The 13,720-nt window shown below is 65.5% G+C and carries 10 protein-coding genes and 1 tRNA gene; 3 read left to right on the top strand and 8 right to left on the bottom strand.

What is annotated here, in order from left to right; genetic code table 11:
• Positions 1-171 precede the first annotated feature (171 nt).
• Positions 172-2,394 carry an FUSC family protein gene (locus ACM1PE_RS02015; protein WP_419342467.1) on the top strand — a complete coding sequence of 741 codons (2,223 nt, stop codon included), beginning with the start codon at positions 172-174 and terminating at the stop codon, positions 2,392-2,394.
• Between the two features lie 58 nt (positions 2,395-2,452).
• Here ACM1PE_RS02015 and yaaA read toward each other — a convergent pair whose 3' ends face one another.
• From yaaA to ACM1PE_RS02000, 3 genes are all read right to left on the bottom strand, one after another.
• Positions 2,453-3,223, bottom strand: a complete 771-nt coding sequence (gene yaaA, locus ACM1PE_RS02010) for a peroxide stress protein YaaA (RefSeq protein ID WP_419342466.1) — start codon at positions 3,221-3,223, stop codon at positions 2,453-2,455.
• Positions 3,224-3,237: 14 nt separating this feature from the next.
• Positions 3,238-4,020, bottom strand: a complete 783-nt coding sequence (locus ACM1PE_RS02005) for a 3-hydroxybutyrate dehydrogenase (RefSeq protein ID WP_059373828.1) — start codon at positions 4,018-4,020, stop codon at positions 3,238-3,240.
• Positions 4,021-4,122: 102 nt separating this feature from the next.
• Complete coding sequence (locus tag ACM1PE_RS02000; RefSeq protein WP_419342465.1) at positions 4,123-5,340, bottom strand: cation:proton antiporter; 1,218 nt, start codon at positions 5,338-5,340, stop codon at positions 4,123-4,125.
• Positions 5,341-5,617: 277 nt separating this feature from the next.
• Here ACM1PE_RS02000 and ACM1PE_RS01995 point away from each other — a divergent pair.
• Positions 5,618-5,708: transfer RNA gene (locus ACM1PE_RS01995), tRNA-Ser, on the top strand.
• Between the two features lie 110 nt (positions 5,709-5,818).
• On the opposite strand, the gene ACM1PE_RS01990 is transcribed toward ACM1PE_RS01995, so the two are convergent.
• From ACM1PE_RS01990 to ACM1PE_RS01975, 4 genes are all read right to left on the bottom strand, one after another.
• Positions 5,819-7,408, bottom strand: a complete 1,590-nt coding sequence (locus ACM1PE_RS01990; protein WP_306633992.1) for a methyl-accepting chemotaxis protein — start codon at positions 7,406-7,408, stop codon at positions 5,819-5,821.
• A 435-nt stretch (positions 7,409-7,843) separates the two neighbouring features.
• Positions 7,844-8,461 (bottom strand): flavin reductase family protein, encoded by a 618-nt coding sequence (locus tag ACM1PE_RS01985; RefSeq protein WP_059373825.1) that lies wholly within the window; start codon positions 8,459-8,461, stop codon positions 7,844-7,846.
• Between the two features lie 3 nt (positions 8,462-8,464).
• Positions 8,465-9,421, bottom strand: a complete 957-nt coding sequence (locus ACM1PE_RS01980; RefSeq protein WP_118931708.1) for a carbon-nitrogen hydrolase family protein — start codon at positions 9,419-9,421, stop codon at positions 8,465-8,467.
• A gap of 15 nt (positions 9,422-9,436) precedes the next feature.
• A complete protein-coding gene (locus ACM1PE_RS01975) occupies positions 9,437-11,089 on the bottom strand; it encodes an MFS transporter (protein ID WP_251877652.1) in 1,653 nt (550 codons plus the stop codon).
• Between the two features lie 172 nt (positions 11,090-11,261).
• Here ACM1PE_RS01975 and ACM1PE_RS01970 point away from each other — a divergent pair, with 172 nt between their 5' ends.
• Entirely contained in the window at positions 11,262-12,101 is an 840-nt protein-coding gene (locus ACM1PE_RS01970; protein ID WP_059373822.1) for an IclR family transcriptional regulator, read from the top strand.
• Between the two features lie 15 nt (positions 12,102-12,116).
• Here ACM1PE_RS01970 and ACM1PE_RS01965 read toward each other — a convergent pair whose 3' ends face one another.
• Positions 12,117-13,703 carry an EAL domain-containing protein gene (locus ACM1PE_RS01965; protein WP_059373821.1) on the bottom strand — a complete coding sequence of 529 codons (1,587 nt, stop codon included), beginning with the start codon at positions 13,701-13,703 and terminating at the stop codon, positions 12,117-12,119.
• Between the last annotated feature and the right edge of the window lie 17 nt (positions 13,704-13,720).

The raw sequence follows: 13,720 nt of genomic DNA, 5'->3' as shown, positions 1-13,720 counted from the left end.
CGTTGCGCGGAAGGTTCGGTAACCATCTGGCCCCGGAAAAACCCCCACGCTGCGCGCTACGCGCTTGCTGCCCCCCAAGGGGGCGTTTTTTTCCTTGGGGCGGCCCGGCGGCAAAAAATATGGGACAGTCTCTCTATACTTGTTTCGTCGTCCTGAACCGAGCCCCTGCCCATGGATTTGCGCATTGCCAGCATCCGCCGCTTCCTCTACAGCCACTACTTCTTCGGAGGGGTGCGTCAGGGAGTGGGAATGCTGTTGCCCGTGCTGGTGCTGGGCGGCCTCTTCGGCAACTACACCACCGGACTGGTCGCGACCTTCGGCGCGCAATGCCTGGCCATCATCGACCAGCCGGGCGGGCCGCAGCGCCACCGCACCAACGAGATGCTGGGCGGCGCGGCGCTGGGCACGCTGACGGTCGTCATCACCGGCCTCGCATCCTCGCACCCCGTGCTGATCTGGCTGGCGGTCATCGCGCAGTGTTTCGTCTATTCGATGTTCACGGTGTTCGGCAAGCGCGGCGGGCTGATCGGCTTTGCCGGCCTGCTGCTGATGACCCTGACCATGCACTCCCCGCTGGCGCCGCACGAGGTGCTGGCGCACGCCGCGGCCACCTTGGGCGGGGCGCTGTTCTATGTCGCGTTCAGCCTGGGCTTCTCGCGCCTGTTCTGGCTGCGCGAAGAGCAGCAGGCCATGTCGGTGGCGCTCTTCGCCACCGCCGACTACGTGGCGGCGCGCGCCACTTTCTACGATGAAACCGCCGACCTGGACGACGCCTACCGCGAGCTGATCCAGCGCCAATCCGTCATGACAGAAAAGCACCAGGCGGCGCGCGACATGGTGCTGCGCGCCCTGCCCCGCGGCAAGGGCCTGGGCGACCGCCAGCGCGTGATGATCTGGAACATGTTCGTCGACATGCTGCAGCTGCTGGACACGCTGGTGGCCACGCACACCGACTACGCGGCGCTGCGCCGCGCGCTGGCCGGCAGCGACTGCCTGATGTTCATGCGCGACGCGCTGGTGAAGATGTCGCTGGAGCTCAACCGCATCGCGCTGGACGTGTCGCGCGGGCGCAAGGTGCAGTACCGCAGCAGCGCCAAGGCCGAACTGCGCGCCATCGAATACGAGATCGAACAGCTCAAGCAGCAGGGCCTGGGCGAACGCGAGCCCGAGATGCTGGCGCTGATCGTCCAGGTGCTGCGCCGGCTGCGCAATTCGGCGCGCATCGTCGACCGCCTGGCCGACCACACCGCCGCCTCGCCCGACGCCAAGCCCACCGACGTGCTGCGCATCAACAAGTCGCTGACGCGCTTCATTTCGCGCCAGGAATTCCGCGTGGGGCTCCTGACCAGCAACCTGCGCCTGGACTCGCCGCACTTCCGCTACGCGCTGCGCGTCACGGCGGCCGCGGCCATCGCGATGACGCTGGCCAGCCAGTGGCTGTCGCCAGCGTTCTCCGCGCACAACTACTGGATCATGCTGACGATCGTCATCATCATGAAGCCGGGCTTCGCGTTGACGCGACAGCGCAATAGCTGGCGCCTGACGGGCACGCTGATCGGCTGCATCCTGGCCTTGCTGCTGTTCAACCTGACCGACCGGCCCGAACTGCTGTTCGCCGCGCTGCTGGGGGCCTGCATCATGGGCAACAGCCTGGTGCAGCTGAACTACATGGCCAGCGCCACCTTCAACACGCTGTTCGTGGTGCTGGTGTTCCACTTCGTGTCGCCGGGCACGGTGTCCATGTCGGTGATCGGCGAACGCGCCATCGATACGCTGATCGGCTGCGCGCTGGCGCTGATCTGCAGCTACATCCTGCCCTGGTGGGAAGCCCGCTACCTGAAGCCGCTGGCGGCCGCGGCCACGCGCGCCAACCGCGAATACCTGATCGCCGGTCTGCGCTACGTCGAGGCCATGCAAGCCCACGGCGCGCCCGTGGGCGCCGCCGCCGGCGAGACTCCGGCGGTCACGGACGCCGACCTGGCCTGGCGGCTGGCGCGCAAGAACGTGCACATCTCCTTCAGCAATTTCGCCGAGGCGTTCTACCGCATGATGAGCGAGCCCACCTCGCATCAGGTAAGCGTGCCGGAGCTCAACAACCTGCTGATCCAGAACCACATCCTGGCCTCGCAGATTACGGCGGCCATCCCCATTCTGGCCGGCCTGCCGGCCACGCCCGAAGCCGTGCAGCGGGCGCTGACCGGCATGGTGGACCTGCTGGACGAGAATCGGGTGCAGGCGCCCACCGGTCTGCCGACCCAGTTCGACACCGAAGGCGAACAGGCCGCGCTGGTCTATCCGGTCAAGCAGATGCTGAAGGCGACGCACATGATCCGCCAGGAACTGCACGCGCTGGCCGATCCCACGCACGCGCCCCCCGTGGCGGCGGCTGCGTGACTGCCGCCGCTTGATCTGGCGTAATGGGAAGAACCCGGGCGCGAGGCCCGGGACCGGATCAGACCTTGCGGCGGAACACCAGCTTGTCTTCCGACGAGGCGGAGGCGTCGAACTTGTAGCCTTCGAGGTCAAACCCCTGCAGGCCTTCGGGCTTGGACACCTTGTGCAGGATCGCGTAGCGCGCCATCAGGCCGCGCGCGCGCTTGGCGTGGAAGCTGATGACCTTCCAGGCGCCGTTCTTCCAGTCCTGGAACACGCATTGCACGACACGCGCCTTCAGCGTCTTCAGGTCGACCGACTTGAAGTACTCCTCGGACGCCAGGTTGACGATCACGGGCGCCTTCTGGCCGGCCTGCCGTTCGTTGAGATAGTCGGCGATGGCCGGGCCCCAGTACTCGTACAGGTTCTTGCCTTTGGGCGTGGCCAGGCGCGTGCCCATTTCCAGGCGGTACGGCTGCATCAGGTCCAGCGGACGCAGCACGCCATACAGGCCGCTCAGGATGGCCACGTGCTCCTGCGCCCAGTCCAGCTGCTTGGCCGACAGGGTGGCGGCCTCCAGCCCTTCGTAGACGTCGCCGTTGAAGGCCAGCACCGCCTGGCGCGAGTTGGCCTGCGTGAAGCTGCGCTTCCAGTGGGCGTAGCGCTGCACGTTGAGTTTGGACAGCGCCGGGCTCAGGCTCATGAGCTCGGAGATATCCTCGGCCGACTTGGTTTTCAGCACCTTGATGAGGCCGGCGGCCTGGTCCACGAACAGCGGCTGGGTATGCGTCTCGATGTGCAGCGGCGAGTCGTAATCCAGCTTCTTGGCGGGAGAAAGCAAAAACAGCATTCCGGAATTCCTTTTTAGCGTGCCGTCCAGCCGCCATCGACCGAGACGGACGTACCTGTGATTTGCGCGGCGGCATCCGAAGCCAGGAACACGGCGGTGCCTCCCAGTTGCTCTGGCGTCACGAATTGCAGCGACGGCTGCTTTTCGCTCAGCAGTTCGCGTGCGGCGGTTTCCTGATCGACGCCATCCTTTTCCGCCAGCGCGGTGATCTGCTTTTCAACCAACGGCGTGCGCACCCAGCCCGGGCAGATGGCGTTGGCGGTGATGCCCTGGCCGGCCGTTTCCAGCGCGGTCACCTTGGTGAAGCCGACCACGCCATGCTTGGCGGCCACGTAGGCCGACTTGTTGGCCGAAGCCACCAGGCCATGGGCCGAGGCGATGTTGATGATGCGGCCGAAGCCCTGCTTCTTCATGTGCGGCAAGGCTGCTGCGGTGCCGTGGAACACGGCCGACAGGTTCAGCGCCAGGATCGCGTCCCATTTTTCGGCGGGGAAATCTTCGATCAAGGCGGTGTGCTGGATGCCGGCGTTGTTGACCAGGATGTCGATGCGGCCCAATTGGCGCACGGCGTTCTCGACCAGCTCGCGCACGGCCGCGCCCTTGGACAGGTCGGCACCGTCGTAGATGACCTTCACGCCATGCTTGTCAGCCAGGCTGGCGCGGAGCTTTTCGATTTCGGCGGCATCGCCGAAGCCGTTCAAGACGATATCGGCGCCTTGCTGGGCAAAGGCAGTGGCGATACCCAGGCCGATGCCGCTGGTGGAACCGGTGACAAGGGCGACTTTTCCTTTAAGCATGAGCATTCTCCTGTGGTCGGGCACATTGGACGGGCCAAGCAAGGGTCAAGTGTAGCTGCCCGGCATGACGGCAATCATGCCATGCCCGCACGGCCCGCAGGGTCAAGCAGCGGGTGGAGTGTCGCGCGGCGCAGGAGGTTTCGGCGTCTCGTCCTGGGCCGATTCCGCCGTTGGCAGATCGGCCATGCCGCCCCGGTTTTCGGGTATGCGTTCCAGCAGCTTGATCAGCATCGGCACCACGCCCATCGAAATCGCCACGATGACGGACAGCACGTCGCGCTGTTCCAGGTTCACCAGATTGTTGTCCCAGGCTTCATTGAAGATGGCAAAGCTGAACTCGCCGCCCTGCGCCAACGCCAGCGCAAACAGCAGCCGGTGATAGCGCGGCAACCCGAGAAAGCGGGAAAATCCATAAAGAATCAAGGCCTTGACCAGTAGCAGCGCGAGTACGCCCGCAGCGATGAACGACCAGTGGTTGGCCACCACCTTCAAGTTCACGGACATGCCGATGGCCACGAAGAACAGGCCCAGCAACAAGCCCTTGAAGGGGTCGATCGCCTTTTCCAGATCGTGCCGGTAGCGCGATTCGGCCATCAGCACGCCCACCAGGAATCCCCCCAGGCCCGCGGACAGGCCGGCGAAGTCGAACAATTGGGCAGCGCCCACCACCATCAACAAGGCGGCGGCAGTAAACAATTCGTTCAGTTGCGCCTTGGCTGCCCAGCCCAGCAGGCGCAGACGGTAAGCGGCGGCGACCACCAGCACGGCGATCAGCGCCTCCTTGAAGGACGGCGCCGAGGTGCCGTCGGAGCCCAGCAAGCCCGCCGCCACCAGCATGGGGATCGCCGCCATGTCCTGGAACAGCAGTATTCCCAGCGCCGACCTGCCCAGCGGCGTGCGCGTCAGCACGCGTTCGTCCAGCAGCCGCAAGGCCACCGCCGTGGACGACAGGGCCAGCGACAGGCCGCAAAGGATCGCCGCCTGCCACTCCATGCCGGCCAGATGCCGCAGCGCCGCGCCGAACACCACCGCCAGCAGCAGCCCACAAGCCAGCATCTGCAAGGAACCCAGCACGAAGACTTCGTTGCGCATGGCCCACAGGCGTTTGGGCGAAAGCTCCAGCCCGATGATGAACAACATCATCACCACGCCCCACTGGGACACATTGATCATGGTGTCCACATTGGTGACGAGCCTGAGGCAGGACGGCCCCACCAGCACGCCGGCCAGCAGGTATCCCGGAATGGCGCCCAGGCCCAGCAGCTGGGTCAAGGGCACGCACAGCACGGCCGCAAGCAGAAGGATAAGGATGAGATCCATGGGACTAGCGGTTCCGGGATGAGCGCCGAGACGAGAAGAGTGCCGGGCAGGGACGCCGGGCAAGTGGAATTCTGGGCAAAGATCGCAGCCACTGAAAGCCAGTTGAAACCCGCTGTGGGGGACTTTCAACCACCCCCTTTACACAAACAAAAAAAATCCTGTAGAATTGCGGGCTTCGCTGCTTCGACAACGAGATCCTTCCGACCAGGGGTCTTTAGTGGAAGACCCGGCTCTGGGGCAACCCGGCCAGGACAACCGCCGTTACGAAACCCAGCAAGGAGAGGTGGCAGAGTGGTCGAATGTACCTGACTCGAAATCAGGCGTACGGTATCCCCGTACCGTGGGTTCGAATCCCACCCTCTCCGCCAGTATTCAAGCACTGATGATGAACTCAAAAGTGCGACTCAAAAGCCCCTTTCGAGGGGCTTTTGTTTTTCTGCGCCAGCCCCTTTCGAGGGGCTTTTGCCGCGTTTCCCGGCTAGTAGGCCGCGAGCTGCAAGGCCGCCGGCGCCGCAACGGCGACGCCCGCCCGGCTACCCCCCGGCAACTTGAACGCACTGACCGCCCGGGTCAGTTCCGCCGTCTGATCCTGCATGGACCCTGCGGCAGCGGCGGCTTCTTCCACCAGGGCAGCGTTCTGCTGCGTCACCTCGTCCATCTGCGACACGGCCAGATTGACGTGCCCGATGCCATCGGCCTGCTCGGCGGAGGCCGCGGCGATCTCACCCATGATGTCCGTCACGCGCCGCACCGCGCCGACGATCTCCTGCATCGTCGAGCCAGCGCGCTCCGCGCTGCCGGAGCCCTGCTCGATCTTCTGCACGGTGTCTTCGATCAGGGTCTTGATCTCCTTGGCGGCCTGGGCGCTGCGTTGCGCCAGGGTGCGCACCTCGGCGGCGACCACGGCGAAGCCCTTGCCCTGTTCGCCCGCGCGCGCCGCCTCCACGGCCGCGTTCAGGGCCAGGATGTTGGTCTGGAAGGCGATGCCCTCGATCACGGAGACGATGTCGGCGATCTTGACGGAACTGGCCGAAATCGCGCTCATGGTGCTGACGACTTCGGTGACCGTGGAGCCGCCCAGCGCCGCGGTTTCAGACGCAGCCGAAGCCAGCTGGTTCGCCTGCACGGCGCGGTCGGCGTTCAGCTTCACGGTGGAAGACAGCTGCTCCATGGACGCGGCGGTTTCCTCCAGGGACGCAGCCTGCTGCTCGGTCCGGGAAGACAGGTCGGTGTTGCCCGCGGCGATCTCGCCTGAAGCGGACGCAATGCTGTCCACGCCCGCCCGTATCCTGGCGACGGTGCCGGCCAGATTGGCGTTCATGGATTCCAGCGCCCGCATCAATTGCCCGATCTCGTCGCGCGAAGTCACGCTTATGGCACTGGTGAGGTCGCTGGCGGCCACCGTGCGCGCCACGCGCACCGCCTCGGACAGCGGGCGCGTGATGCTGCGCGTCAGCAGGACTGCCAGCAACAGCCCGCTGATTACCGCAACGGAGCCGATGATGATCATCCAGAGATTGGCCGTGCCGTAGGCGCCTGCTATGTCGGCCGCGCGGGCGTCGATTTCCGCGCGCTGCAGACTGGACAGACGCGTGATCTGATCGATGAACTGGCGCGTGGCCGGCAGGAACTCCCGATTGAAAATTGTGTCGGCCGCCTGCACATTGCCTTCCTGCTTGGCCTTGAATATGCCGTCGCGGGTGCGCAGGTAGTCCGCCCGGGATTTCCGGATGCCTTCCCACAGCTCCTTTTCCTGATCGCTCTGGATCAGCGGCTCGATCTGCTGCTGCAGCGCCGAGGAATTACGGGTGGAGGTCGCCGCTTCTTCCGCGAAGAAGCCGGCCAGACTCGCATCGGCGCTCTTGGCGATCGCAGTGGTGCGGGTCACCCCGGACTGGATGTTGCGGGCCCAATCGTTGATCAAGCGTTCCTTGATCAGGGAACGCTGCGTGACGGTCTCGACCGATTCGTTGATGTTGGCCAGACTGACCAGACCCACCACGCACATGACGATGATCATGGCCAGCAGGATGGCGAATCCACCCGCAAGACGGGTTCCAAGCTTCATGTTGTTCATATTGCTCCCGGCTACTCCCGGGGCAAGCACGGATACGCACCCAGGCAGAAGCTCGGCGCCGGGCAGTCCCCGCCGCCAATGCAAGCCAGATGCCCGTAAGCCCCTGGATATCCGCCCCCAAATTTATGTCCGTTGTATATGAAAAATGCCGCCGAAAGCCTCTGTTGCGAGGGCAGACGAGACAGCCGGCGGAATGCTAACAGCGCGGATTTGGCCCGCATCGGGAGAAATGAAGAGCGAATTGACGCAAGCTCTTCCCTTTGCGTCGCCGGCGCCAGGCTGCCGGCCATCGATCTCGCATCCTTCGCGGTGCGCGGCCTTGACGCCACGCAAACGGACCGCCGGGAAGCCTGTCTCTTACAACTCGTCGTCCATAAAAAAAGGCGGCTCAAGCGAGCCGCCATTTTCCTCAGCAATCCTGGCGTGTCACAACGGCGCCGTCGGCCGCGCCAGCTGGAACAGGTCCGTGCTGCGCGCGTACCAACCGCCGCCGTGCATGCGCGCGATCAGCCCCATGGCCGGCGTGTCCATGTAGCCGCGCTCGGCGTCCAGCACGTAGGCATCGTCGACATGCGCGCCCAGCACCCGCCCGATCACCACGAGCTGGCGCGGGCCGGTCACGATGGTCGCCTGGCTGACGCATTCCAGCGACACCGGGGAGCCCTTGATCAGCGGAGGACGCACATGGGACGCCGGCAGCGCGGTCAGGCCGGCCGCGGCCATCTCGTCCACGTCCGCCGGGTAATCGGCGCAGGTCTGGTTCATCTGCGCGACCAGCGACTCCGGCACCAGGTTCACCACGAACTCGCCGTTCTCGATGATGTTGGCGCCGGAGTCCTTCAGTTCTCCGCTGGCATGGCGCATCAGGCCGATGGCGACCGTCGGCGGCTGATGCCCCATGACGTTGAAGAAGCTGAACGGAGCCGCATTGACAACGCCTTTGCCGGAAACCGTGGTGAGCCATGCGATCGGGCGCGGGGTGACGGTCGAGGTCAGCACGTTGTAGACCGTCTGCGCCGGCAAGGCGCTGAAATCGAAATGCATGGATCAGGCCTCCTGCTGCCCGGCATTCAGCGCCGACACGGCGCGCTTTTCGCGCGTGTCGACCTGCAGCTGGAACACGTCCGGACGGGCATAGTGGCCGGAAACGTCGAAGTCATACTTGCCGCGCAGGATCTGGTTGGGATTGATGTCGGCGTACAGGATGGTTTCGGCGGAAAAATCCGGACCCGCCAGCACTTCGCCCAGCGGATCGATGATGGCGCTGCCACCGCGCATCAGCACGGTATCGGGCGCATCGCCCAAGGCGCATTCGAAATCGTCGGGATAGGCATCGCGGCGCAGGTGCTGGCAGGCCGTGAGGACGTAGCAGCGGCCTTCCAGCGCGATGTGGCGCATGCTGGGAATCCAGGAATCGCGGTCATCGGCGGTCGGCGCGCAATACAGCGCCACGCCCTGGCTGTACATGTACATGCGCAGCATGGGCATGTAGTTTTCCCAGCAGATGACGGCGCCGATCTTGCCATAGGGGGTGTCGAAGACGGGCATGGTGGAGCCGTCGCCGAAGCCCCAGATCAGGCGTTCGCCGGCGGTGGGCATGAGCTTGCGGTGCTTGCCCGCCAGCCCTTCGCGGCCATTGAAGTACAGCACGGTGCAGTACAGCGTGCCGCCGTCGGCTTCGATGCAGCCCATGACCACGAAGCTGTCGGTGTCGGCCGCGGCCTGGGCCACCAACGCGACTTCCTCGCCGTCCAGCCGGATGGCCTGGTTGTGATAGCTGGCGAAGGCGTCCCGGCCTTCAGGCTTGCGCATGCCGATGGGCGCGCCGAAGGAGTTGCCCTTGGGGTAGCCGCCCAGGAACGCCTCGGGGAACACCAGCACGCGGGCGCCCTGCTCCGCCGCCTGCCGGATCAGGGATGCCGCTTTCTGGGCGCAGGCGACGCTGTCGGTGGGAATGGACGCCGCCTGGATGACGGCAGCCTTGAAGCTCTGTTGCGTGGACATGTCTCTCCTTTTTTCTCAGTGTGCAGCGTCTTCGTCGATGGCGCGGGCACGGGTGTTCGGCAGGAACAGGCTGCCGATGACGCCAACCACCGCGGTCACCACGACCGGATACATCAGGCCGCCAAAGATATTGCCGCTGGCCTGGGCCAGATAGGTGGCGGTAAAGGGCACGATGCCGCCGAAGATGCCGGCGCCGATGTGGTACGGGAAGGATAGCGCCGTATAGCGGATGCGGGCCGGGAACAGTTCGACCAGATAGGACGCCACCGGGCCGTAGACCATGGCGACCACGGCCGTCATCAGCACCAGGATCAGGATGATGGTCGTGCGGTCGACGCGCGCGGGATCGGCGCGCTCCGGATAACCGGCGGCCGTCAGCGCGCTGGTGTAGGCGGCGCGGTCAAAGCCGTTGACGGTCGTGCCGCCCACGCTCATGGCGATGCTCTGGCCGGGCAGCGGCGCGGCGTATTCAAAGTTGATGCCCTTGCCCACCAGGAATTTCTTGGCCTGCACGCAGACCTTCTTGTGGTCGGCATGGCTGCCGATCATGGCGGCCTGCAGCCCGAAGTCGCAGGCGCCGCCGCTGGTATCGGCATGCACGCGCACCGGCGTGCTCTGCATGGCTTGCGCCAGGGCCGGGTTGCCCGCCTTGAGCAGCACGTCGAACATGGAGTGGTAGCCGATGGCGGCAACGAACAGGCCGACCATCATGATCCACTTGCGGCCGATGCGGTCCGACAGCCAGCCGAACAGCACAAAGGTCGGCGCGCCGATGATGAAGCCGATCAGGATCAGCGTGTAGACGCTGGTCTGGTCCAGCTGCACGGCCTGCTGCATGAAGATCATGACGTAGAACTGGCCGGTGAAGTAGGTGGCGCCCTGGCCGGCGGTGACGCCGATCAGCGCCAGCAGCACCAGCCGCAGGCTGGACCATTGGCCGAAGGTCTCCTTGACCGGATTCTTGGACAGGCGGTTCTGCTGCTTCATGCGGGTGAACACGGGCGACTCGTGCAGCTTGGCGCGCACGTAGATCGAAATCGCCAGCATCACGATCGACAGGATGAACGGCAGGCGCCAGCCCCACTGGCGGAAATCCTCGGCGCTCATGGACGCCTGGGTGCACAGGATCACGATCAGCGACAGGATCAGGCCCGCCGAGGACGTGATCTGGATCCAGCCCGTCAGCAGCCCGCGGCGCTTGGGTTCGCAGTGTTCGGCCACGTAGATGACCGCGCCGCCGTACTCGCCGCCCACCGCCAGCCCCTGCACCACGCGCAGGGTCAGCAGCAGGATCCACGACAGGTGGCCGGCTGATTCATAGGTGGGCAGGCAGCCGATCAGGACGGTCGCGCCGCCCATCATCACCACGGTGATGAGGAAGGTGTACTTGCGGCCCAGCTTGTCGCCCAGGTAGCCGAACATCACCGCGCCCAGGGGCCGGATGATGAAGCCCACCGCCAGCGCGCCCAGCGCGGCCAGCAGCGCCACGGTGGGGTTGTCCTGCGGGAACAGCACCTGGCTCATGAAGACGGCCAGGGTCCCGTAGATGAAAAAGTCGTACCACTCGAACAAGGTGCCCAGGGTCGAGGCCACCACCACCTGGCGTTCCTCCTTCCTGCTGAGCGTCGGACCGGCGTCGATCCGCTGCATTGCCACATTCGCTTCCATGCCTGCTTTCCCCAATCGCTTTAGATTGATAATGCTGTAGTCATTAACTATTATCAAACTTAAACCAAGGCCTGAAAAAGCTAGGGAAAACCCGGCGCGACGGTCGCGCCTCCTGGCCGGAAGCGCGGCGCCCCGCTGCTACACTCGCGCCAGAAAAACAGTGGAGGCAGCAATGGCAAGGCCCGCCGGCAAGATGGAAAAGAACGCGGAACAGGCGCCTGCCGCCGCGCGCAGGGGCATCCAGTCGATCGAAGTGGGGTTCCGGATCCTGGACGTCATCCGCAAGGCCGGCCGTCCCCTGCCCCTGAAGGAAATCGCGGACGCCTGTGAATTGACGGTGCCCAACGTCCACTACTACCTGGTCAGCTTCCAGAAGGTGGGCGTGGTGCAGCAGCACGCGGATACCGGCCACTACGGCCTGGGGCCCTATGCCCTGCGGCTGGGCCTGGCGGCCCTGGAACAGTTCGACGTATTCACCACCGCCCGGCCCATCATGGCCGAAGTGGCCGCGATCACCGGCCACACCGTGTTCCTGGGCGTGTGGGGCAACAAGGGCCCGACCATCGTCTACCGCGTCGAAGGCGCCCGCAGCCGCCCGCTGCTGGAACTGCGCGTGGGCAGCGTGCTGCCGCTGCTGTCCTCGGCGCTGGGCCGCAACTTCCTGGCGCACCTGCCGGAAGCCAGCACGCGCGAACTGCTGGAACAGGAAATGGCCTCAGCCGGCTCGGACGGGTACGGCGGCAAGTCCTATACGCAAAAGGACGTGCAGGCCATCCGCGAGGAAGTGCTGGAGCACCACCTCAGCCGTTGCCGCGACGCGCTGCTGCCGCACTTCACGTCGCTGTCCGCGCCCATATTCGACATGCTGGGCGAGATGAAGGCCGCCATTACGCTGATGGGGCCGGTGGGCGCCATCGACGACGACCTGCAATCCGATACCGCGCGACTGCTCAGCGAGAAGGCGCGCTCGATCTCGGCGACGGCGGGCTGGGTGGAGCCGCAGGCGCGCTAGGCGCTTCTGCCGGCCTCATCTCCGCGCGTCGGGCAGCCGACTGGGCGGCGGCGTGCTGGCCACGTTTTTCTTGTAGTACGCGATGAACTCCGGCGCCGGCATGGGCTTGCCGTACAGCCAACCCTGGCCGAAATCCACCTCGCGCGCTTTCAGGTGGTCTTCCTGTTCCTGGCGCTCGATGCCTTCGGCCACGGTCAGCAGGTTCAGCGACTTGGCCATGTCGATGATGTGGTCCGTGACCTTGTGGGTCGCGGAATCGGTGCCGATGGTATCGACGAAGGACTTGTCGATCTTCAGCGAGTCCAGCGGCAGCCGCTGCAGATAGGACAGGCTGGAGTAGCCCGTGCCGAAGTCATCGATGGCCACGGCATGGCCTTGCGCACGGGCCTGTTCGATGACGCTGCAGGCCTTGTCCACGTCCATGAAGCCGCGCTCGGTGGCTTCCAGCCAGATCTGCCGCGGATCGATGACCGTGCCTTCCAGCATGCGCTGCAACACCCGCAATGCCCCGCCATCCTTGAGATCGCTGGCGCTCAGGTTGACGGAGATGTGCGCTCCCCGGTCCTCGCCCAGCAGCTCCTCCATATCCCGGATCACCAGGCGAAACACCTCTTCGGTGATGCGGGCCATCAGGCCGTTGTCTTCGGCGATCGAGATGAACAGGTCGGGTCTCAGGGTCTTGCCGCCGCGCCGGATCCAGCGCACCAGCGCCTCGGCGCCGATGCAGCGGCCTGTGCGCAGGTCGATGATGGGCTGGTAGTGGACGACGAATTCCCGCCGCCTGATGCCGGCGGCCAGTTCGCCCGCGATCGACAGGCGCCGGCGCGACAGCCAGACGACCAGCGCGATCATGGCGGCCGCGACCAGCGTCCCCATGGGCAGCCAGAACAGGCGCTCGCGCGGCAGCATGTCCAGCGCTTCGGTCTGCGGTTCGAGCAGGACGACGGCCAGGTCCGCATTGCGCGCGACGGCGCTGAGGTAGGCCTCGTCGATGTCCAGCTTGCCGCCATTCAGCGCCTGCGACACCAGCACGAGATCAGGGTCGTTGCGGGTTCCCAGCATGCCCACGCCCGGCAGGACCACGGCGAGTTGCGCGCCGTCCGTGAGCGCCTTTTCAGTGAACCGTCCGGGTTCGAACAAGGCGCTGTAATCGCCGTGGCGCACCGCCACCATCCTGATGCCGGGACTCAAGACGGGCACCGCATCCAGCAACAGGCGTCCGCCGTTGGTCAGTTCGACCTGGGCCGGAACCAGCGGCTCTTCGTAGCTGGGCACGCCCCAGGTGGTGCACTGGACGATCCCGCCCGCCACATAGGCCAGATCGTCCACGGCCCGGTCCCGCAGGGCCAGCGCCCGCATATGGCGGATGTGCTGGGGCGAACAGGGCTCGAATGCCAGCTCGTCCAGATCGCGTAGCGTGGCCACGGTCTGGTCCAGCAGCTCCTGGGTGTCCCTCAGGATGCGCTGAGCCTGGTCGTCCAGATAGCGCTGCTCGCCCGCGACGGCGCGGGACCAGGACATGTGCAGCGCGAAGCCGATGGGCAACAGGGCCGCGGCGGCGGCGAGAGCGATGGCGATGCCGATTACAAGCTTGCGCGGCATCGAGGCCGTCCCCTGGG

The organism is Achromobacter sp. PD1 (assembly GCF_048541815.1).
Taxonomy (GTDB): domain Bacteria; phylum Pseudomonadota; class Gammaproteobacteria; order Burkholderiales; family Burkholderiaceae_B; genus Achromobacter; species Achromobacter bronchisepticus_A.
Note: the sequence above shows the minus strand (reverse complement) of the source record. Positions and strands in the feature narration are given on the sequence as shown.

Coding starts and splice junctions, on each gene's coding strand:
- ACM1PE_RS02015 (WP_419342467.1), top strand. CDS start 172: ATGGATTTGCGCATTGCCAGCATCCGCCGCTTCCTCTACAGCCACTAC.
- yaaA (WP_419342466.1), bottom strand. CDS start 3,223: ATGCTGTTTTTGCTTTCTCCCGCCAAGAAGCTGGATTACGACTCGCCG.
- ACM1PE_RS02005 (WP_059373828.1), bottom strand. CDS start 4,020: ATGCTTAAAGGAAAAGTCGCCCTTGTCACCGGTTCCACCAGCGGCATC.
- ACM1PE_RS02000 (WP_419342465.1), bottom strand. CDS start 5,340: ATGGATCTCATCCTTATCCTTCTGCTTGCGGCCGTGCTGTGCGTGCCC.
- ACM1PE_RS01990 (WP_306633992.1), bottom strand. CDS start 7,408: ATGAAGCTTGGAACCCGTCTTGCGGGTGGATTCGCCATCCTGCTGGCC.
- ACM1PE_RS01985 (WP_059373825.1), bottom strand. CDS start 8,461: ATGCATTTCGATTTCAGCGCCTTGCCGGCGCAGACGGTCTACAACGTG.
- ACM1PE_RS01980 (WP_118931708.1), bottom strand. CDS start 9,421: ATGTCCACGCAACAGAGCTTCAAGGCTGCCGTCATCCAGGCGGCGTCC.
- ACM1PE_RS01975 (WP_251877652.1), bottom strand. CDS start 11,089: ATGGAAGCGAATGTGGCAATGCAGCGGATCGACGCCGGTCCGACGCTC.
- ACM1PE_RS01970 (WP_059373822.1), top strand. CDS start 11,262: ATGGCAAGGCCCGCCGGCAAGATGGAAAAGAACGCGGAACAGGCGCCT.
- ACM1PE_RS01965 (WP_059373821.1), bottom strand. CDS start 13,703: ATGCCGCGCAAGCTTGTAATCGGCATCGCCATCGCTCTCGCCGCCGCC.